Here is a 17,965-nt window from a genome sequence, read left to right as displayed (position 1 = left end):
AATAAAAGTCAATAAAGTTCAAAAATTGGTCAATGTCACGGTGGAAACCCATAAACCATCCCCCTAGTTTTGAATACATCAATGTTGAACCTAAAAAAACAGAAACGATATGATGCAACAACAAATGAAGGTGGAAATGGCGAACAAGGCCCACGAAAATATTCCGGGCAACCCTTCTACCGCTACCAGCAGCAAGATCAGATTGAACGACCGATCCAACGGAAAACCCTTAAGGGTTTTATCCGAAGAAGATTGGGCGTTTTGGATAGAGAACGGATACATTGTGATCAAGAACGCGGTCCCTAAGGAGCAGGCCCAGGCAACAGCAGATTTTATTTGGGAGTTTGATGAAAAGGACCCCAACGACCCAGAAACTTGGTACGCCCCTGCCCGTGCCGAAATGAAGATGAAGGAATTGACGGGAACCGGAATGGTGGAAGTCTATAACCATCAACATTTGTGGAACAACCGACAGATGCAAAAGGTGTACGATGCCTTTGCGGACATTTGGGGCACCGAAAAATTATGGGTCACCATCGATCGGGCCAATTTGAACATTCCACAGCGACCCGGGGAAAATAGAAAAGGGTTCATCCATTGGGATTACGATCCAGAGACCCGACCCCAAAACGTTCAGGGGGTTTTGGCCTTGGCCGACCAAACGGATGAAAACATGGGAGGTTTTCAATGTATTCCATGGTTGTACCGAAATTATGATACCTGGAAACTGACCCAACCCGAAGACCGTGATCACTTTCAACCAGACGTCACCGGACTGGAAGATAAAATCGTGAAAGTGAAATTGGAAGCGGGTGACCTGTTGATTTTCAACAGTACCCAACCCCATGGCATCCGTCCCAATAAATCGGGGGACAAGGTGCGCATCGCCCAATACATTTCCATGATGCCAGCCGAGGAGGACAACAACGAGATGAGGGAATGGCGCATCAATTCATGGAAGAACCGAATTGCCCCAGAGGGCTACGCTTTTCCCGGAGATCCCAGAAAATGGGAGCAAACGAGGTACGATACCGCAAAATTAAGTGCGCTTGGCGAAAAGTTATTGGGTTTGACTAACTGGTAGATTGTCAAATCCTTAAAAATGGGGAGGCCATTAGGGTCTTCCCTTTAATAACCCTATTTTTGCCGGCTTCAAGAAAGAAGCCATGAAAAAGTACCTCAACCTTTTTGATTTTTCCCAAAAGGTAAACTACCGAACAGAGATCTTATCGGGCCTTACCGTGGCCTTGGCACTCGTGCCGGAAGCCATTGCCTTTGCGTTCATTGCAGGCCTTTCCCCATTAACGGGATTGTATGCCGCCTTTGTGATGGGATTGGTCACCTCCATCTTGGGTGGTAGACCAGGGATGATCTCCGGGGCCACAGGTGCCGTTGCAGTGGTGATCGTAAGTTTGGCCCAGCAATACGGTGTGGAATATGTGTTTGCCACCGTGGTACTGGCAGGAATTTTGCAGCTTTTGGCCGGATTCCTTCGGTTAGGCAAGTTGATGCGCTTGGTACCCCATCCGGTAATTTTCGGATTTGTGAACGGACTTGCCATCATCATTTTTATGTCGCAGTTGGCTCAGTTCAAAACCCCGGAAGGAGATTGGTTGACAGGCAGCACATTATTCATTTTCTTGGGATTGGTATTGTTGACGATGGTGATCATTTGGGGATTGCCCAAATTAACGAAAGTGGTTCCTGCATCCTTGGCCGCTATTTTGGTGGTGTTCGGCATTGTCTTTTTCTTGGGATTGGACACCCGCACCATTGGTGATATCGCCTCCATTCAAGGAACTTTTCCTCCTTTTCATATTCCCGATCTTCCTTTTACTTGGGAGACCTTGAAAATCATTTTTCCCTTTTCTGCGATTGTGGCCGGAGTGGGATTGATCGAGAGTTTGTTGACGCTTAACATTGTGGATGAGATCACTGAAACCCGTGGTAGAGGTAACAAGGAAGCTGTGGCCCAAGGAACGGCCAATATTTTATCCGGATTTTTCTCGGGGATGGGTGGTTGTGCCATGATCGGGCAAAGTTTGATCAATACCTCCAATGGGGCAAGGGCCAGACTCTCAGGAATTTTTGCAGCCTTAATGCTCTTGGTATTCATCATGTTCGGTTCCAGCTTGATTGAAAAAGTACCGATGGCAGCCCTCACCGGTTTGATGATCATGGTGGCATTGGGCACCTTTGAATGGGCCAGTTTAAAAACCTTCCGCCGTATGCCCAAATCGGATGTGTTGGTGATGGTACTCGTTACCTTGGTGACGGTGTTCCTTCACAATTTGGCCTTGGCCGTTTTGGTAGGGGTGATCATTTCTGCCTTGGTGTTCGCTTGGGACAATGCAAAGCGGATCAGGGCCAGAAAATACACCGATGCACAAGGAATCAAACATTACGAGATCTATGGTCCGCTCTTCTTTGGAAGCACCACGCTTTTTGCCGAAAAGTTTGATGTGCTCAATGACCCCGATGAGGTAATCATTGATTTTGCGGAAAGCCGTTTGGTGGACATGTCCGCCATTGAAGCCGTGAACAAGATTACGGAACGTTACCGTAAAGTGGGCAAAAAACTCCACCTGAAACATTTGAGTAAGGACTGCCAACGCCTTTTGGCCAATGCCGATGATATTATAGAGGTAAATGTTTTGGAAGACCCAACATATAAGGTTGTGGTCGATAAAATTGACTGATTATCATTACCTCTTAATCAAGGAAAAGCGCATAAAAAAGGAAACCCAGAAAAACCAAAATCAGAAGGGCAATAAAGTAGTTTTGAATTTCGAGCCATCGATCCCTTTTGGCCTGTTGAATGATCTTGTCACGGATTTTCTTTTGCTCAAAAGGGGTTAGCTCCTTGAACTTTAGTTCGGAGTCACTTACATAGCCTTCGTAAGCTTCTCGAATTTCTTTGAAACTACGTCGCTTATGCAACAAAGCCCGATTGGCCTTGACTACCTTTACTGCATGACTCGCGAAACCCATCGACCAGAACCTTTGATTATTGGTAATGGATTTTCAAGAAATGTTACAAAGAGGAGGGCTTAATCGCCTTTGGTCTGTCCCAAAAACGGGTTTACATTGGGATTTTGTGGGTTGCCGCTGGCCCTTCGCATCAACGTAATCTGCCCGGTGTGGTAGATGCAATCGGAGATCATGCCGTTGATGAGGTTCCAAAAGGCAAATTCCGATTCTTGCTCCCCTCTTTTAAAAATCACCTTGAATTTTTCTAGGTCCTCGGCGCTTTTACCCGATACCTTGCCGCTGGCCGCCTGTAGGTTTTGCAAGGTTTTGGCCCTGAGTTCTTCATATGGAAGGTTGGTGGGGAACAACGCTTTTTCAAAAGGTTGGGCATCCGGGGCCAGCAAAATGTTGTTGGACATGGTATAGATATGCTCCAAGGTTTCCAACACAGTCCTGCCATCCTCTGAGGGTTTGTAAGCGAGATCTTTTTCCGTTAATCCTTCCGTGGCCCAATAAAACCGATAGCCAAGGCCGTCTATCATTCTGGCCACCAAATTACCGGGTTCATATGTTGTGGGTTGGGCAGGGATTTCTTTATAAGGAAGTTCCATGTTTTGTGCTTTACTAGATGTGATGGTTAGCAAGAGAAAAATAAGGCTAATGGTATTGAAGTAGGGATTTTTCATAGAATGCATTATCGTCTGTCTGTGTTTGCAATAGTATTTTTTGATTATCAGAGTAGGTTGTCCAAGTCCTGTCTTCCGACGATGGCCATAATTTCCACAACTTCACCGCTTATTTTGTAAAATATGCTGTCCGATCCACAAACACAACGGCGATACCCTTTTTTAAGATGGTCCATTGATTCAAAGGAATACGGACGTTGTGCAATGAGATCGAAATATTCAAAAAAGGTTTCAAAATAGTTGTCCGCTTGAGCCATTCCAAATTTGACAATTCCGTATTGGTGAATGCGAATCAAATCGTTTTTGGCTTCGTTGCTCAACTTGTAGTTAGTCATTAAAAAGCGCTTTGGACTGACTTAAAATTTCATCCTTTCCGTCCTTTGTAAATCCACTTTTTTCAGCTTTTTCCAGTTTTGTCCTGATCCAGTCCACTTGGGCCTGTTGTTTTCTGGCCTGCCTCACAAGGTCGTTCACCAATTCACTTTTACTGGAATACTCTTGATTGTCCACCTGGGATTTCAACCATTCATCGTTGGGTTCTGTGAAGGAAATACTTTGTCTGGCCATAAATCATCTATTTGGTGCAAAAATACACCAAAAACGAATCAATTCCAAATTTTTGAGGTTGTGATAGCGGATGATTACAGACTGATAATTGTATTTTTAATTTCTCAGCGGTATGGTGATTCCAACGGCAAGGGCTCCAGCAAACTGCTGAACGGATGGTTGAAAGTAGTAAGTAAGTCCTAAATCAACATTGTTGTTTCTCCCCAATTCCAATCCAAATGCAAAAGGGATATGATGAATGATGCCACTCTTATCGATATCATCAAAATAGGTAAAGGTTTCAAATTTCCCTATAGAGGTTCCTATTCCAATTTCCACATAAGGTGCCACCCATGGTATGGGTGCTTGTACCCTAGTTTTGCCGCCAAGTAAAAAGGCTTTTGTTTCTGCTTTTTCATCCGTTGGATTGCCATTGATATCTTTTCCATTGGAACTGGTCAGGATAAAACCGGCATAAGGTCTAAATTCAACCCAAGATGCGGCTTTTAGCACTAATTCCCCTTGTGCAAAAAAACCGTCATCGGCAATATCATAAAAGCTGTTATATGGAGCTGTTAATCCATATCCAATTTGGACATTTATGGCTTTTTCCTTTATAAACTGGGCTTTGGCAAGGCTTGAAGTCAAAGCAATTACTAGTAATATCAGGTTGTTTTTCATAATTTTTTTAAGGTCTTGGCTATGGATGGTTATTTAGAAATTACTTAAAGCCATTGTTGTGTGCTGCTTTTATATGCTATCGTACCAGTTAATATTTACATTAACTTTTTCTACAAACTCAACTTGAATTCCCATTTTTAATTCTTTGAGTTTTTCTGCAAGAGAATCTCCATCAATCAAATCAATTGGTAAAGCCCCATCACGTTGAGCTTCTTTTCTTGCTTCTCTAGTAAATCGACCTGTTGTTATCACCAATCCTTTATCTACATTGGCACTCATTGAACCACGAAAATCTCTAATTACACTTGGGCTCACAGTTTCTTTATATCTTTTGGCTTGAAAAACAACGTGAAAAGATAAAATTCCACCAAGTCTTAATATTCCTTTTCCGTCAATGCCTCCATCATTCGGTTTCCCTGTTACTTCTACATTTTGAAACCCTAATTCTCGTAAAAATCTTTGACAAAGTCTTTCAAAACCCGCTGGAGAAATATCTTTGATTTTGTTTAGAAGCTCTTCTTTCCAAGTAATTTCATTTTCTTCGGTCTCATCTGAAGATTCATTTATAATATCAATCGATTCCGATTGTTTTGCTTTTCGCTTCTTTTTGTTTAATTCTCTTACTTTTCTACCAACTACTTTTGGGTCAACCTCATCAGTTTTAAGTCCTTTTGGTGTTAATGCCCAAACGCCTCTTTCGGAATTTTCTAAAAGACCATAATTTTTAAGATAATTTCTTGCCCATCTCAATCTATAATTCAGTTTTGTTGTTGTACCTCTATGTATGTCACCAATTTCCTCTTCTGTCAAGTTGAGTAACTCAACAACAAAGTCCTCAATTTCTGAGACAGAAGCTGAACCACCCAAACTATGTAAAGCTTTTAGTGTTGGATTAAAAAGGTCGTTAAATTTGTATTTAAATCTTTCAGTCATTTATTTTTTGCGATTCGTTTAAAGTTGCACACAATGGTCTTGGATATCAGTACTTTTATGGTTTAAAGGTTAATGAAGTAAGTACAAAATAAATTGAAAATTTGCGCGGATTTTCAGAAGCAAGCGAGAACAAGCAATTACTTATAGCCATTGTTGTGCATAGTTTTTATTTTCTTCTATTTTATTTTTAATTTCCCTTGCGTCAAAATTCTTAGTTCCCATTCCTATTTTTCTTTCCTTTCCGTTGTATTCAAAGCCGAGAACCTCCTTTTGAGGAGCATATAGCCTCCAAAACATATTTAATCTGATGGATGGGTCACTCTTGACATTGTGAAGAATATTGAGATTAGTGATTTCCGATATTTTGTAATTCTTTTTTAAGTTATAAAGTCCAAATCTTTTTCTGGTGCATATTTTTTTTAGATCAATTGTTATCTCATACTTTCCAAATAAGAACCAAAGCAACTCGTTAATGATAAGAACTAAAAAACAAGTAAGAATTCCATATTTGAGTATTTGTGGCAAGTCCAGATTTTTTATTGCAACTAAAATTTCGGACTTATCAATAAATAGCCAGTAAACTAGAATTATTCCCAAGAGAAGCCAACTCCAAAAGAAGTACCAAATCCATCTCGATTTATATTCAAATATTTGTTTCAGGATATGATTTTTAAATTATGCACAACGGTCTCGTATAACCGTCAGTTACGGTTTTATATGCGTTTATTTTCGGTTTGGCACAGACTTTAGCAATTCCGAGTGGATTCGGACGCAGTCGAATCCGCCGTAATTGCGGTTATACATTGTTGGCAACTGGCTTTTTATTCTATGTTATACCTTTGATATTCCGTTCCAAAATATTATTCCACCACCGTGAGTTTCAGTCACACTAATATAAATTCCATTTCCAATTAGTTTGAAATTTTGAGACTCGTTTGGTCCGAGTAAATCTTCAGTTTCCTATTCAACTAATACATTTTCAAAGGTTTATACTCTCGGAATGGTTTCGAATATTCTCATTATTTTCGAAACTATCTTTAAAAAGAATACCAAACAAACAACATTAGAATTCAGTGTGTTATTCAATTGAACCATTATCAAACTAAACAGGATTTTAATTTTTTCGGTGTTATCAGAAATCGATTTCTGTTTTACTATCTTTTTTGTTTACTTCAGAAAATCCTACAATGGCAGCCTTGTAATTAACTTTTCGAAAAAACCGCAATTCCATTTTGATTTGCAAAAAACTAATCATTCTCGTCCAAAATTGGTCTGATGGTGTCACCCCAATCTGATAACAGGCCCAAAATAGGCGATAATTTTTCACCTGCTTCACTCAAACTGTATTCTACTCTGGGAGGTATTGTTTTAAAGTCTTTTCTAATTATCAAGCCATCTTCTTCAAGTTCTTTTAGACGCTGGGTAAGCATCTTTTCTGAAATACCAGCTATTTCTCTCTTCATCGAACCATATCGGTTGACCCCAATTTTAAGCATCCATAAAATATTAATCTTCCAACGCCCGGTTAAGAGCGTCATTGCATATGTAACTCCGCAATGTTCGGCCAGAGCCTTTTCATTTAAAAAATTAGTCGAATTTGATTTTCGCATAGTATCTATTTAATTGACTTGGCAATAATACGAACCAAATTGTATGTACCCAACTTTTTGTGCGCTATAAAATCTAGGTATAGTTTTGTCTTCTTTAAAACCTAAAATTATAAAAATGGGAAAACTAAATAACAAGGTAGCGCTTATTACAGGTGGTAATAGTGGTATTGGTTTAGCAACCGCTGAACTTTTTGCAGGTGAAGGCGCAAAGGTGGCCATTACAGGTAGGGATGAAAATACGTTGAAAGATGCTGCCAATCAAATCGGAAATGAAACTTTAGCTATAAAAGCGGATGTCCTCAATCTAGATTCTTTAGATGATGCGTTTCAGGAGGTTGAGTCAAAAATGGGTAAGATTGATGTCCTAATTGTAAATGCTGGTATATTTAAAGGAGCTCCTCTTACAGACTTTTCGGAAGCGCTTTTTGATGAAATCGTCGATATCAATTTTAAAGGGACTTTCTTCACTGTTCAAAAAGCTTTGCCCTATTTGAATGACGGTGCTTCAATAGTAATTACCGGTTCTGCTGCCGCAGAAGTGGGTGTTGAGAATGCATCTGTTTATTCGGCAAGTAAAGCAGCGGTTCGCGCCTTAGCCCGCAACTTTTCTGCAGACCTATTGAGTCGAAAAATTAGGGTTAATGTATTCTCTCCTGGTCACGTAGAAACTCCAATTCACGGAAGATTAGGGTTGTCTCCAGAGCAAGTAAAAGGGCTACGCGAGGAATTAGCGAGCGGGGTACCTATAAAACGTGTTGGTACTGCGGAAGAGATGGCGAAGGGCTATTTATTTTTGGCCAGTGATGAATCTTCATTCATGTTAGGAGCAGAGATAGTTGTAGATGGTGGATGGTCACAACTTTGATTGAACGTTTCCAGTAAGGGGCATAATAAAAACAAATAATTTAAAAAATCAATTATAAGCTTGTAATCATATTGTTATGATGACAATTAGTTGAGAAATAGTCAGTCCATTTAAAATTTTTGAGTTTGCTATTGCAACCCAACTAAAGTAAAAATCATGACTTTGATTGCAAGCTTAACCGATTATTCAATTTGAAATTCGAATAAACTATTATGAATTCACCAAAAAACAACTATCAGGAAAACTTAAAAGGCTTGCGAGATGATTTAGCGAATATGCTTCCCAAAGAAGCACTTGAAATTTTTGATGCCGATGCTGAAAGTCTTCAGGAAAACCACTCGTCCATTATAAAACTCCAAGTTGGCGACAAAGCACCAGACTTTTCACTTAGTAATGCTACCGGTAAAACACTACTTTTAACCGAATTACTGCAAAATAGTAAGGTTGTCCTCACATTTTACAGAGGGTCCTGGTGTCCCTATTGCAATCTACAGTTGGCTCATTACCAACAATCCTTAGATAAGATTCATGCATTAGGTGCGGAATTAGTTGCAATCTCTCCACAAACACCTGATGAGTCTTTAAATATAAAGGAGAAAAATGAACTCAATTTTGAGGTCTTGAGTGACGAAGGAAATCATGTTGCGCGAAAATACACCACTGTATTCAAAAATGCGGAGGCACCACTAAATACGATGAAAAATCTCGGATTAGATTTTGACGCTCACTATTCTGACGATTCAAAAGAGCTACCAGTTCCTGCAGTTTTTATCATCGAAAAGGACTCAACAGTTTCTTTTGCAAAATCTCTGGGTGGCGACTACAGAAACCGCGTAGAAGTTTCAGAAATCATCAACCATTTAAAAAATAAATAGAGTTGAATGTAATTGTTAGGATAAGGATTTTCAGCTTGCTCCAACGTTTCGTATATGAAAATTAGCAGATTTGTAGGCGCTTATTTTCGATTCAAAAAAATGCAGAAAAGGAACAAATCAATGATTAGCTCTTTTCTGCTATTTTTTTATATACATTATTAGCTGTTCGCTCTCTTTATTACCAATCAATTTCCTCTGTTTCAGGATTTGTTTCTTCACTAAAGAATTTGCCTGTTGGTCCGTCCTGGCCAATTGTTGCATATTTTACAACTCTTCTAGCTGCAGTTTCCACTTCTCCGCCATTTCCAAACGTGAAATCGGTAGCCGTTAATCCTGGACAAACTGCATTTACTTTAAAGTTTGTATCCCGAAGTTCGTAAGCTAAATGGATGGTGTACATATTTAAAGCGGCTTTAGAAGCTGCATAAACGGCATATTTCGCATACTTGTAAGCTGGCCAGTTTGGGTCACTTTGTAAACTTAGGGACCCCACACTGGTACTTAAATTTACGATTCTGGGTTCTTCCGAATTTTTAAGCAAATCAATAAATGCTTTAGTAACTCTTGATGTCCCAATTACGTTGACATCAAATGCTGCTTTAAATTCTTCTGGTTGAGCTTCTAAAGCTGTATAAGGATCACTTCCTCCATTTATGCCTGCATTGTTAATCAAAATATCCAAAACACCAGTTGCTTTACCTATTTTTTCGCGAGCAGTTTTGACTGAATTGTCATCTGTTACGTCGATTTCAATACACGCGACTTTGGTTAAACCTTCAGCTTTCAATTTATCAACAGCCGATGACCCTTTTTGATTACTTCTGCTACCAAGATAAACATAATAGCCTTTTTGTAATAATAATTTAGCTGTGTCAAAGCCAATACCTTTATTGGCTCCTGTAACTAATACTTTTTTCATTTCAATTCACTTTTAATGTTGACACAAAGTTCTATCGATTAAAATTGAATGGATTTACCAAATGGTAAAAAGCGTTTTTAGCTTATATTTTTCCGAATTCGGCTTAGCGACTGTGGAGTTACACCTAGGTAAGAAGATATAGATGCCAAAGGAATACGATTAACCAGTGCGGGGTGATTTTCGATAAACTCCAAATAGCGTGTGGTAGCATCTTGAGAAATTACTGGATTTTTTCTGGATTTTTGGTACATACAAATCTGAACCATCTTACTTTTAATAGCGTCCCAGCTCACCATAATTTGTGAAAGTTCTTCCCAGGTTTGCCGTGAAAAAACAATCAGCTTACTATCGGTACACGACTGTAAGTATTCGGAAGAAACAGCATTCGCTTCAAAATTCACATAATCGCACATAATGCTATTTTCCTGAATAAAACAGCGAGTTATTTCTTCGCCTTTATTGTTATAGTAACAACCTCTAAAAACACCTTCCACCACAAATGCAACTTGATTCGGTATTTTACCTGCTTCTGAAAAATAGGCGTCTTTTCTAAGTTCTACTTGAGTTACTTTATTTTTAATCAGATTAATCTGTTGCGAATTCAGATTTCCAAATTGGAAAATATATTCTAATAATTCTTTCATTATCGCAAGTTGAGGAAATTTCAATTTTCTTAAATTATCCAGTGGTAAAAAGTTTGGTTTTCATTGTTGCTAACGGTCTTTGTTACCACAAGTTGCTGGAGTAGGAACGCGTATTTTTCTTGTTCATCGTATTCATAAATAATGTTTAAAATGGACATTTACCCGACTCCCCGTTGTTAGCAGTGAACCGTTGTTGGCGGTAGCGCATACTTTCAGTTGTTATCTCTATTTGCCAATTATCTTTCTTCTATGGGTCATACCCCATTCGGCCATTGTACTGGTCAAATTCTTGAGGGTTGAGCCGTATTCCGTTATTTCATATTCCACAGTTACGGGTTGAGTGTCTAAAACCGTTCTTGTGATTAGATGATTGATCTCTAATTCTTTCAGTTCTCGACTCAACATTCTACCAGAAATTCCCTTGACTTCTCGTAATAGTTCAGAATAACGCATTTTTTGATAACAAAGGCAGGCAATAATTGACACTTTCCACTTGCCGCTTAACAGATCCATTACATCGTGAATAGCCAAGATGGCTTGGCTACATTCTTTTATTGGTTCTATTTCTTTCTCCATTTCCATTATAATATGCCTAGTTACTCAGATGTAACTATTACATTTTGACGCTAAGTTACAAAAAGTAACAATGATGCGATATTTTTGCTCGATAATTTAAAAATGTATTATACATGAAACTAATTGAAGATTTAAAATGGCGGTACGCTACAAAAAAATTTAGTAACAAGAAAGTAGCAGCTGAAGATTTAGAGAAAATAATAGAAGCAATAAATCTATCTGCATCATCAGTTGGAATTCAACCTTATCGCCTTATAGTTGTGGATAATCCAAGCTTAAAAAAAGAGTTGGGCGAAGGTTCATTCAATTCTCAAATAGCTGAAGCTTCCCATCTATTGGTATTTGCTGCATTTGCGTCTATAAGAAAGGAAGATATAGATGCTTATATTGAATTAATAAGTAAAGAAAGAGGTACACCTATCGAAGATCTAGCCGAATTTAAAAATTCTATAAGTAACTATCTTCTATCACAAAATGATAATGACAATTTTATTTGGGCGGCTAAACAAGCGTATATTGGATTAGGAACTGGGCTAATTGCTGCAGCAACTTTAAAAATTGATGCTACTCCAATGGAAGGCTTCGATGCTAATAAATTTGATGAATTGTTAGATTTAAAGCAGAGGAATCTTAAAAGTGTTGTTATCCTGTCCATAGGATATCATGATGAGGAAAATGATTATTTAGCCAATCTGAAAAAAGTTAGATTGCCAATAGAAGAGTTTTCCAGTATGATTAGTTAGTTTTAAATAAATAATAAACATAAAGCTACTTTATCGCCACAAATTTATTATTTAAGATTTGTTGCGTTAAGTTATTGAATTCAGGGTTTCGTTTTCGTGCTTGTTGCCAACTTGTTTTTAGAAACGTAAAATACATCTCTATACACCCAATATAGTATACAATCAATGTATTTGATCTTTTTCTAACCTACAATACAATTCAATCAAGGTTCACATTCCGTTTTGGACAACGGCATGGAAGAGCTAAAACTCAGCGCGCTTTTGTCCTTAAAGGCCGTGCCTGTTTCGTCCAGCTCGCCATATCCCTCGATCAATTGGCCATCCTTAAACAAAAAGGCCACCTCGCGGGTATTGCCTTGGGTCCCTTCGGACATAAAGGTGTATTTGCCAATAAGCACACTGTCCAACAACTCACCGGCAAAGGTCCCCGCATTGGCATCTTTTTCCGAAAGGGCATAACTGAGGTTGCCCAGCACTGTTTCATTGATGTGGGTAATTTCCAGAACCACTTTGTTGCCGTTCGCTTCATAGGTATAACAACCAACTTCCAAGGCAGGAACCGGTTGGGGAGGGGCCACAGCTTCCGGTTCTTCACTGTCCACTTCTTTAGTCTCCTTGGTCTTGCAAGCAAACACAAGAAGCAGGATTAGGGATGTAACAACTATTTTTTTCATGATTAGTCTATTTTTTTGAAGGTGAGCAGATGTTCCTCGGAACCATTGGAAAGGTATAGTCTGTTGTTCTCCACCTTGTATTGGGTACTGGCTTGCAGGGCGGTCAAAAATTCAGATTCCTTTTCCATATTGGGGCAGGCCATTCGGGTTGAGGCCACTTGGGAAAAACGCAGCAGGTCCTTTTCATAAAAAAGGCTGCCGGTCATGCGGTTGCATCCAGAAAATCCAGAAAAGCGGTTATTGTTGATGTTAATTTCCATGTTGGGCACCTCCTGTCCATTGAAATCGGCTTTGGACACCTTGGCCCCCTTCATTGCTTCCAACACCCAAATATCGTGCAGCCTATAATCGGTAACATAGGTGCCGCAGCCTTCCAATGCCTGACTCTCATCCGACCCTGTAGATTTATAGGAGATGGTCACCGTGTAGGGAGACACTTCGCCAGACATGGCATTGGTGCATTCCTTGTGGGCTATGATGATGTCCATATGAGTGGCCTCGGTCTGGATCCGGAACATTTTAATGTTGGCATCCTGCGCCAAGATGGGAGGGGATGGTGGCGTAACGATGGTGTCCACCATGGTTTTGAGTTCCACCTTGTTGTCATAGATCTTTAGGCCCCAAAAAGGCTCGGTGCCCGTGGCCTTAAAATAACTGCCATCGATGTCCATGGCTGTGGGTTCCATTTTTCGCACTGTTGCGGAATCTAACGTTTCTTCTGCGGCAGGTTCCATTTTAGGTGCTTCTTTTTTCTTTTCCACACAATGGGAGAAGCAAACCAATGCTAAAATGGCAAAAAGGATCTTTTTCATGACTTCACTTTTTTGAATCGCATCATGGGAATGTCACCCAATAAAAGTTGGAGCTTGCCATCCTCAAACGAAAACCCATCTATTTTTTGCATCATTTGAAGGAACTGTCGCTCGCTGCCTCCACAGAACATCATGGTGGTAGGGCCGGGTTCCCCAAAGGAAATAGCGTTTTCTTCAATCACATAATCAGCGGAATAGCCATTACAACTATCGGTGCCGGAAACTTTTTGGGTTTCCTGATCAAAGGTAATCTGAGGTTTTTTTTCAGGGAACAGGCCTTCAAAGGCAATGCGGGGCCCCGAAATGTATTCCAGTTCCCAAGTGGTGCCATAAAGCTTATCGGCACTCGATACAGACCTATTGCAGGAGTCTGCCAGTACCATGGCCATAAAGGCAATGATAATTGAGGTTTTCATTGTACGGAAATTAATGGTTAATGTTTCAGAAAAGTACTAAAAAATTGATTTTTAACCCGTAAATCCCCCTGTTAATAAATGGACAAACTCGTGATCAAGGATTTCTAAGGCTCCACACTTCATAAATGGTATCGCCTTTGCTGCTCAGTCCGGAATGATGCCAATCCCCATCTTGTAGCTCATAATCAAACTGTAAACTTGCCCCTACCCGCGAATCGTCCCTAGAGAAAAAACCAATGTTTTCCGTGTATTTTCCATCTAGGGTCGTGTAGGTACCGCCCCCGGTGCCCATGAATTGTTTGGTCTCGGTATTGTAGGCAATCCATTGAAAGCGGGTGCCGGATAGGATTTTCATGGTTTTTCTCGGACCGGAAGTATCGCGTTTCACGATTTCTCCATCCCGTTTTCTGCCGGAAATGAGCCAAGCGCCATGTAAATCCCCTGGGGTGCCATCGTCCAATCGTTTCCAAGTCCATTCGCCCAGTTCAAGTGCTTCACCGTTTATTTTGAAGGCAACAGAATCAGTCGTTCCGACGGATTCTGGATCAGTCGTGGAGTATTCGTAATGGAGGTCCAGTGCATCGTCGTTGGATTTGAAGCCCCCTCCTTTGGTGCCTAAAAATTTTCCCGTGTATTTCTCAAAGATGCCTTCGGAAAAATAATCCCCTGCAAAAATGAGAACGTGTTCTATTTCAATTCCATTGCTATCGGATTGAGTGGTGGTCCAAGCTCCCTGTATGCTTTGGGCATGGATCGCGGGTAAACATAGCAAACCCAAAAGGGTAAAAAGTACTTTTTTCATGGCTTTTGTATTTACCCTAAAATAAAAAAATGCTGTCGCTTAAGCAATTAAACAACAGCATTCCAATAATATAGGTCGGTTACTAGAACGTTCTCAAGTATTCGGCAACGTCCCTTGCTTCATCCTCGGTAAGGTTTTGGTTGAGCATGATCGCATTGTTGTATTCTTTCAGCAAAGCCTTGGCAATAGGATCTTCCTTCAACATACCATCAGGATTCAAGATCATGTTCATGACCCATTCAGGGCTTCTTCTGTCATATACACCTTTAAGTGCTGGACCGATCATGCGTTGATCGATCATATGGCAAGCCACACAGATGGACTCGAATTTTCCTTTTCCCCTGTCGGCCATGGCTTGGTCTATTTCATCACCAAATTCTACGCTCTTGATGGGGCCAACTCCCTTATTGCTCAAGTCTACAGGTACTTCCTGACTTGTTTCAGCCTTTTTATCTTCCGTTTTGGTCCTGCTTACTTCAAAACCATCTTTCTTTTCTTCCTTTTTTCCGCCGCAACTTGCAATCATGGCTCCCAAGGCCAAGAATAGAACTACTTTTTTCATTATTTGCTCAATTGATGTTTGTTTGTGTAAAATGTAGCTACTAAGATAGGCAATTAAGGACTAATATTTGGGCAGTTTTTTGTTTAGAATAACACAGGAAGTGTATTTCAGATGGACTCAAAGAAATCCAAGGCCCGTTTTTCGGAATAGGTAATGTTGTTTTTCCCCCAGAAACCCACATGTCCCCCATAAGTAGGTGTTTCCAAATAGAGATTGGGATTGTTTTCCACTTCTTTAAAAGGATAACATTCCAGGCCTAGGAAGGAATCATCCTTGGCGTTGATGATCAAACTTGGTACAGCGATGTCCGGTAAAAATTGAAGCGAACTGCATTGTTCATAATAGTCCAAGGCATCCTTAAAATGATGGGCCCGACTGGTATAGATATCATCAAAATCCTTTAGGGTCTTTATTCTTTTGATGTCGGCATTGGTGATGTGCTCCGGAAACAATTGTTGTTTTTGCCTAAGCTTGTCCAACAGGTTTTTTTTGAAACGTTGGGCATACAGCACATTTTTGGCACTGAGCAATTGTTTGCAGGAATTGTGCAGGCTACAGGGGACGGATACCGCTACGGCTCCCTTCATTTCCTTGGGCACGTGGTTGCCTTCTCCCAAATATTTCAGTAATAAGTTTCCGCCCAAACTGAAACCTTTTAAATAGATTTCGCTGTAGTTTCTTGTATTGAGAATGTGATCGATCACTTCGATTAAATCCTCCGTTGCCCCGGAATGGTAGGATCGGTACATTTTATTGGGCTCGCCACTACAGCCTCGATAATTGACTGCACAGGTGTCGTATCCATTTTGGTTGAGGATTTTGGCGCTGCCTGTAATGTAGGGTCGTTGTCCGTCACCTTCCAATCCGTGTAGCAGGATGGCCAGTTTTTGGGTCGATTGCGTGGCTTCGCTCCAGTCCAGATCCAAAAAATCCCCATCGGAAAGGATCAACCGCTCCCTTTTTTGCACGACACCATTTACGGATCGGATGATTCCCGAATAAATGGTGGCCAAATGACCATTTCGGAAAAACAAGGGCGGTTTATAATTGGAAGCGACTTGCGGCATTTTAATCCTTAATCTTTTGCGTAGGTTTCAAGAAGTTTGGTCTGTTCTTCTATGGCGGATTTGAACTCACCCTTCAATTTTTCTACAAGTTTGGCAACGGGAAGCACATCATCAATGGCCGTGGCCCCCTGTCCAGCGGACCAAATGGTTTTCCAGGCCTTGGCCTCGGTGTTGAGTTCCTTGCCAAAGTCGATTTTGGTGTCCTTTTTCAAATCCGCTTCGGTTATGCCTGCCGCTTTAAGGCTGGCGGCCAAAAAGTTGGCATGCACCCCAGAAATGGCAGCCGTATAGACAATGTCACTGGCCCCGGCATCCATGATCATTTTTCGATATTCCTCCGTAGCCTGACTTTCTTCTGTATTAATAAAACGGGTGCCCATGTAGGCCAGGTCAGCACCCATTTGCATGGCAGAGGCAATGTCCCGTCCTGTGCTGATGCACCCCGAAAGTAAAATGGTCTTGTGGAAGAATTTTTTAACCTCGGTGATCAAACTCATGGGATTGATGGTCCCGCCGTGCCCACCGGCACCTGCCGATACGAGGATCAGACCATCCACTCCGGCTTCGGCCGCTTTTTCGGCATGTCTTTTTTTGATGATGTCATGAAACACCAAACCGCCATAACTGTGAATGGCATCGACCACCATGCTTACGGCACCCAAGGAGGTAATGACCAAGGGTACTTTGTGCTTCATGCAGAGTCTTACATCGGCCTCCAAGCGTGGATTGGTAGGATGCACCACCAAGTTCACCCCAAAGGGAGCCGCTTTTTTACCGGTTTCCTCCTCAAATTTTTGGAGTTCCGATTTGATTTCGATGAGCCATTCCTCAAAACCTTCGCTGGTGCGTTGGTTCAAGGCCGGAAAGGTACCGACGATACCATTCTTGCAGCATTCGATGACCAATTTAGGCCCAGAGATCAAAAACATGGGGGCGGCAACAACGGGTAAGGAAAGGTTTTGGATGAATTCGGCTTTTTGGCTCATGGCGTGATGTTAAACTATGTTTAAAAATAGGAACTATTCTGCTACTCGATGGAAACAGTATTCAAAACTATGGTATTTTTACAATTATTATGCATGCATAACAAAATAACCCGCTATGTTTTTTAAAGAGTTCGAGATTCGTTGGAGCGATTTGGATGCCAACCGCCATATGGCCAATTCGGCCTACATCAATTTTATGAGCCATACCCGGATGGCGTATTTGGGCCAGTTGGGCTTCAACCAGGTGAGCATGGCCATCCACAATATCGGCCCCGTGGTTTTCTATGAACACGTCTATTATTTTAAGGAGGCCTTCCCTGGTAGACCGGTAAAAGTTTCCTTGGAGTTTGTTGGAATGAGCGAGGATGGAATGTTCTTTGAGTTCCGGCACAACTTTTACGATTTCAAAGGCAAAAATTTTGCCCGTTGTGAGATGATGGGTGCTTGGATCGATTTAAAGGAGCGAAAGTTGACAGGTCTTCCCGTAGAATTTTTGGAGGCGTTCCAGGCCATGGAACAATCCAAGGATTTTAAGGTGTTGACCAAGGAGGATACCCGAAAGTTTGTACAAGTTCCTCAGGATCTATAGCAATCTAGA

At 40.9% G+C, this 17,965-nt stretch carries 24 protein-coding genes; 6 read left to right on the top strand and 18 right to left on the bottom strand.

The window, feature by feature from the left end; genetic code table 11:
- The first annotated feature begins 112 nt into the window (after positions 1-112).
- Complete coding sequence (locus GTK07_RS01140; protein ID WP_163633439.1) at positions 113-1,084, top strand: phytanoyl-CoA dioxygenase family protein; 972 nt, start codon at positions 113-115, stop codon at positions 1,082-1,084.
- 82 nt (positions 1,085-1,166) lie between these two features.
- The gene (locus GTK07_RS01135) at positions 1,167-2,699 is read left to right on the top strand and encodes a SulP family inorganic anion transporter (RefSeq protein ID WP_163632090.1); all 1,533 of its coding nucleotides are present in this window, start codon (positions 1,167-1,169) and stop codon (positions 2,697-2,699) included.
- Between the two features lie 13 nt (positions 2,700-2,712).
- On the opposite strand, the gene GTK07_RS01130 is transcribed toward GTK07_RS01135, so the two are convergent.
- The 8 genes from GTK07_RS01130 to GTK07_RS01095 all read right to left on the bottom strand — a co-directional run bounded on the left by GTK07_RS01130 (position 2,713) and on the right by GTK07_RS01095 (position 7,426).
- Positions 2,713-2,991 carry a hypothetical protein gene (locus tag GTK07_RS01130; RefSeq protein WP_163632087.1) on the bottom strand — a complete coding sequence of 93 codons (279 nt, stop codon included), beginning with the start codon at positions 2,989-2,991 and terminating at the stop codon, positions 2,713-2,715.
- A gap of 59 nt (positions 2,992-3,050) precedes the next feature.
- Positions 3,051-3,581, bottom strand: coding sequence for a DinB family protein (locus GTK07_RS01125; RefSeq protein ID WP_203583694.1), 531 nt, complete (start codon positions 3,579-3,581; stop codon positions 3,051-3,053).
- A gap of 122 nt (positions 3,582-3,703) precedes the next feature.
- Positions 3,704-3,991 (bottom strand): type II toxin-antitoxin system RelE/ParE family toxin, encoded by a 288-nt coding sequence (locus GTK07_RS01120; protein ID WP_163632081.1) that lies wholly within the window; start codon positions 3,989-3,991, stop codon positions 3,704-3,706.
- The gene (locus tag GTK07_RS01115; RefSeq protein WP_163632078.1) at positions 3,984-4,223 is read right to left on the bottom strand and encodes a ribbon-helix-helix domain-containing protein; all 240 of its coding nucleotides are present in this window, start codon (positions 4,221-4,223) and stop codon (positions 3,984-3,986) included. Before GTK07_RS01115 ends, GTK07_RS01120 begins: the two co-directional genes overlap by 8 nt.
- A 96-nt stretch (positions 4,224-4,319) precedes the next feature.
- The gene (locus tag GTK07_RS01110; RefSeq protein ID WP_163632075.1) at positions 4,320-4,883 is read right to left on the bottom strand and encodes a porin family protein; all 564 of its coding nucleotides are present in this window, start codon (positions 4,881-4,883) and stop codon (positions 4,320-4,322) included.
- Between the two features lie 69 nt (positions 4,884-4,952).
- Positions 4,953-5,816 (bottom strand): restriction endonuclease, encoded by an 864-nt coding sequence (locus GTK07_RS01105; protein ID WP_163632072.1) that lies wholly within the window; start codon positions 5,814-5,816, stop codon positions 4,953-4,955.
- A 141-nt stretch (positions 5,817-5,957) separates the two neighbouring features.
- Complete coding sequence (locus GTK07_RS01100) at positions 5,958-6,413, bottom strand: hypothetical protein (RefSeq protein ID WP_163632070.1); 456 nt, start codon at positions 6,411-6,413, stop codon at positions 5,958-5,960.
- A gap of 650 nt (positions 6,414-7,063) precedes the next feature.
- A complete protein-coding gene (locus tag GTK07_RS01095) occupies positions 7,064-7,426 on the bottom strand; it encodes a winged helix-turn-helix transcriptional regulator (protein ID WP_163632066.1) in 363 nt (120 codons plus the stop codon).
- A 115-nt stretch (positions 7,427-7,541) separates the two neighbouring features.
- Here GTK07_RS01095 and GTK07_RS01090 point away from each other — a divergent pair, with 115 nt between their 5' ends.
- Both GTK07_RS01090 and GTK07_RS01085 read left to right on the top strand, forming a co-directional pair.
- Entirely contained in the window at positions 7,542-8,291 is a 750-nt protein-coding gene (locus tag GTK07_RS01090) for an SDR family oxidoreductase (RefSeq protein WP_163632063.1), read from the top strand.
- Positions 8,292-8,503: 212 nt separating this feature from the next.
- On the top strand, positions 8,504-9,166 hold the full coding sequence (locus GTK07_RS01085; protein ID WP_163632059.1) for a peroxiredoxin-like family protein: 663 nt from the start codon (positions 8,504-8,506) through the stop codon (positions 9,164-9,166).
- 178 nt (positions 9,167-9,344) lie between these two features.
- Here the strand turns inward: GTK07_RS01085 and GTK07_RS01080 are convergent, their stop codons facing one another.
- The 3 genes from GTK07_RS01080 to GTK07_RS01070 all read right to left on the bottom strand — a co-directional run bounded on the left by GTK07_RS01080 (position 9,345) and on the right by GTK07_RS01070 (position 11,305).
- Positions 9,345-10,085 (bottom strand): SDR family NAD(P)-dependent oxidoreductase, encoded by a 741-nt coding sequence (locus tag GTK07_RS01080; RefSeq protein WP_163632056.1) that lies wholly within the window; start codon positions 10,083-10,085, stop codon positions 9,345-9,347.
- A gap of 77 nt (positions 10,086-10,162) precedes the next feature.
- Complete coding sequence (locus GTK07_RS01075; protein WP_163632053.1) at positions 10,163-10,729, bottom strand: Crp/Fnr family transcriptional regulator; 567 nt, start codon at positions 10,727-10,729, stop codon at positions 10,163-10,165.
- Positions 10,730-10,954: 225 nt separating this feature from the next.
- Positions 10,955-11,305 carry a winged helix-turn-helix transcriptional regulator gene (locus GTK07_RS01070; protein WP_163632050.1) on the bottom strand — a complete coding sequence of 117 codons (351 nt, stop codon included), beginning with the start codon at positions 11,303-11,305 and terminating at the stop codon, positions 10,955-10,957.
- Between the two features lie 113 nt (positions 11,306-11,418).
- Between GTK07_RS01070 and GTK07_RS01065 the strand changes: the two genes are divergently transcribed.
- On the top strand, positions 11,419-12,048 hold the full coding sequence (locus GTK07_RS01065) for a nitroreductase family protein (RefSeq protein WP_163632047.1): 630 nt from the start codon (positions 11,419-11,421) through the stop codon (positions 12,046-12,048).
- Between the two features lie 203 nt (positions 12,049-12,251).
- Here GTK07_RS01065 and GTK07_RS01060 read toward each other — a convergent pair whose 3' ends face one another.
- From GTK07_RS01060 to GTK07_RS01030, 7 genes are all read right to left on the bottom strand, one after another.
- Positions 12,252-12,722, bottom strand: a complete 471-nt coding sequence (locus GTK07_RS01060) for a hypothetical protein (protein WP_163632044.1) — start codon at positions 12,720-12,722, stop codon at positions 12,252-12,254.
- A 2-nt stretch (positions 12,723-12,724) separates the two neighbouring features.
- A complete protein-coding gene (locus GTK07_RS01055; protein WP_163632041.1) occupies positions 12,725-13,534 on the bottom strand; it encodes an META domain-containing protein in 810 nt (269 codons plus the stop codon).
- Positions 13,531-13,950, bottom strand: coding sequence for an META domain-containing protein (locus GTK07_RS01050; protein WP_163632038.1), 420 nt, complete (start codon positions 13,948-13,950; stop codon positions 13,531-13,533). Before GTK07_RS01050 ends, GTK07_RS01055 begins: the two co-directional genes overlap by 4 nt.
- 94 nt (positions 13,951-14,044) lie before the next feature.
- Positions 14,045-14,752 carry a membrane or secreted protein gene (locus GTK07_RS01045; RefSeq protein ID WP_163632035.1) on the bottom strand — a complete coding sequence of 236 codons (708 nt, stop codon included), beginning with the start codon at positions 14,750-14,752 and terminating at the stop codon, positions 14,045-14,047.
- Between the two features lie 82 nt (positions 14,753-14,834).
- Positions 14,835-15,314: a c-type cytochrome gene (locus GTK07_RS01040; RefSeq protein ID WP_163632032.1), complete on the bottom strand. Its 480-nt coding sequence runs from the start codon at positions 15,312-15,314 to the stop codon at positions 14,835-14,837.
- A 107-nt stretch (positions 15,315-15,421) separates the two neighbouring features.
- Positions 15,422-16,381 carry a YheT family hydrolase gene (locus GTK07_RS01035; protein ID WP_163632030.1) on the bottom strand — a complete coding sequence of 320 codons (960 nt, stop codon included), beginning with the start codon at positions 16,379-16,381 and terminating at the stop codon, positions 15,422-15,424.
- Positions 16,382-16,389: 8 nt separating this feature from the next.
- A complete protein-coding gene (locus GTK07_RS01030) occupies positions 16,390-17,367 on the bottom strand; it encodes an NAD(P)H-dependent flavin oxidoreductase (RefSeq protein WP_163632028.1) in 978 nt (325 codons plus the stop codon).
- Between the two features lie 115 nt (positions 17,368-17,482).
- On the opposite strand from GTK07_RS01030, the gene GTK07_RS01025 reads away from it, so the two are divergent.
- Positions 17,483-17,956, top strand: a complete 474-nt coding sequence (locus GTK07_RS01025; protein WP_163632025.1) for an acyl-CoA thioesterase — start codon at positions 17,483-17,485, stop codon at positions 17,954-17,956.
- Positions 17,957-17,965 lie beyond the last annotated feature (9 nt).

Origin of the sequence: Flagellimonas sediminis (assembly GCF_010500845.1) — a bacterium.
GTDB classification, from domain to species: Bacteria; Bacteroidota; Bacteroidia; order Flavobacteriales; family Flavobacteriaceae; genus Flagellimonas; species Flagellimonas sediminis.
This window is presented reverse-complemented; position numbering and strand designations above follow the sequence as displayed.

What these genes read in the sequence shown, in the direction of transcription:
- GTK07_RS01045 (WP_163632035.1), bottom strand. Translation starts at nt 14,752, where the DNA reads ATGAAAAAAGTACTTTTTACCCTTTTGGGTTTGCTATGTTTACCCGCG.
- GTK07_RS01030 (WP_163632028.1), bottom strand. Translation starts at nt 17,367, where the DNA reads ATGAGCCAAAAAGCCGAATTCATCCAAAACCTTTCCTTACCCGTTGTT.
- GTK07_RS01120 (WP_163632081.1), bottom strand. Translation starts at nt 3,991, where the DNA reads ATGACTAACTACAAGTTGAGCAACGAAGCCAAAAACGATTTGATTCGC.
- GTK07_RS01125 (WP_203583694.1), bottom strand. Translation starts at nt 3,581, where the DNA reads ATGGAACTTCCTTATAAAGAAATCCCTGCCCAACCCACAACATATGAA.
- GTK07_RS01085 (WP_163632059.1), top strand. Translation starts at nt 8,504, where the DNA reads ATGAATTCACCAAAAAACAACTATCAGGAAAACTTAAAAGGCTTGCGA.
- GTK07_RS01080 (WP_163632056.1), bottom strand. Translation starts at nt 10,085, where the DNA reads ATGAAAAAAGTATTAGTTACAGGAGCCAATAAAGGTATTGGCTTTGAC.
- GTK07_RS01035 (WP_163632030.1), bottom strand. Translation starts at nt 16,381, where the DNA reads ATGCCGCAAGTCGCTTCCAATTATAAACCGCCCTTGTTTTTCCGAAAT.
- GTK07_RS01130 (WP_163632087.1), bottom strand. Translation starts at nt 2,991, where the DNA reads ATGGGTTTCGCGAGTCATGCAGTAAAGGTAGTCAAGGCCAATCGGGCT.
- GTK07_RS01060 (WP_163632044.1), bottom strand. Translation starts at nt 12,722, where the DNA reads ATGAAAAAAATAGTTGTTACATCCCTAATCCTGCTTCTTGTGTTTGCT.
- GTK07_RS01135 (WP_163632090.1), top strand. Translation starts at nt 1,167, where the DNA reads ATGAAAAAGTACCTCAACCTTTTTGATTTTTCCCAAAAGGTAAACTAC.
- GTK07_RS01050 (WP_163632038.1), bottom strand. Translation starts at nt 13,950, where the DNA reads ATGAAAACCTCAATTATCATTGCCTTTATGGCCATGGTACTGGCAGAC.
- GTK07_RS01140 (WP_163633439.1), top strand. Translation starts at nt 113, where the DNA reads ATGCAACAACAAATGAAGGTGGAAATGGCGAACAAGGCCCACGAAAAT.
- GTK07_RS01070 (WP_163632050.1), bottom strand. Translation starts at nt 11,305, where the DNA reads ATGGAGAAAGAAATAGAACCAATAAAAGAATGTAGCCAAGCCATCTTG.
- GTK07_RS01065 (WP_163632047.1), top strand. Translation starts at nt 11,419, where the DNA reads ATGAAACTAATTGAAGATTTAAAATGGCGGTACGCTACAAAAAAATTT.
- GTK07_RS01075 (WP_163632053.1), bottom strand. Translation starts at nt 10,729, where the DNA reads ATGAAAGAATTATTAGAATATATTTTCCAATTTGGAAATCTGAATTCG.
- GTK07_RS01110 (WP_163632075.1), bottom strand. Translation starts at nt 4,883, where the DNA reads ATGAAAAACAACCTGATATTACTAGTAATTGCTTTGACTTCAAGCCTT.
- GTK07_RS01055 (WP_163632041.1), bottom strand. Translation starts at nt 13,534, where the DNA reads ATGAAAAAGATCCTTTTTGCCATTTTAGCATTGGTTTGCTTCTCCCAT.
- GTK07_RS01115 (WP_163632078.1), bottom strand. Translation starts at nt 4,223, where the DNA reads ATGGCCAGACAAAGTATTTCCTTCACAGAACCCAACGATGAATGGTTG.
- GTK07_RS01040 (WP_163632032.1), bottom strand. Translation starts at nt 15,314, where the DNA reads ATGAAAAAAGTAGTTCTATTCTTGGCCTTGGGAGCCATGATTGCAAGT.
- GTK07_RS01105 (WP_163632072.1), bottom strand. Translation starts at nt 5,816, where the DNA reads ATGACTGAAAGATTTAAATACAAATTTAACGACCTTTTTAATCCAACA.
- GTK07_RS01090 (WP_163632063.1), top strand. Translation starts at nt 7,542, where the DNA reads ATGGGAAAACTAAATAACAAGGTAGCGCTTATTACAGGTGGTAATAGT.
- GTK07_RS01095 (WP_163632066.1), bottom strand. Translation starts at nt 7,426, where the DNA reads ATGCGAAAATCAAATTCGACTAATTTTTTAAATGAAAAGGCTCTGGCC.
- GTK07_RS01025 (WP_163632025.1), top strand. Translation starts at nt 17,483, where the DNA reads ATGTTTTTTAAAGAGTTCGAGATTCGTTGGAGCGATTTGGATGCCAAC.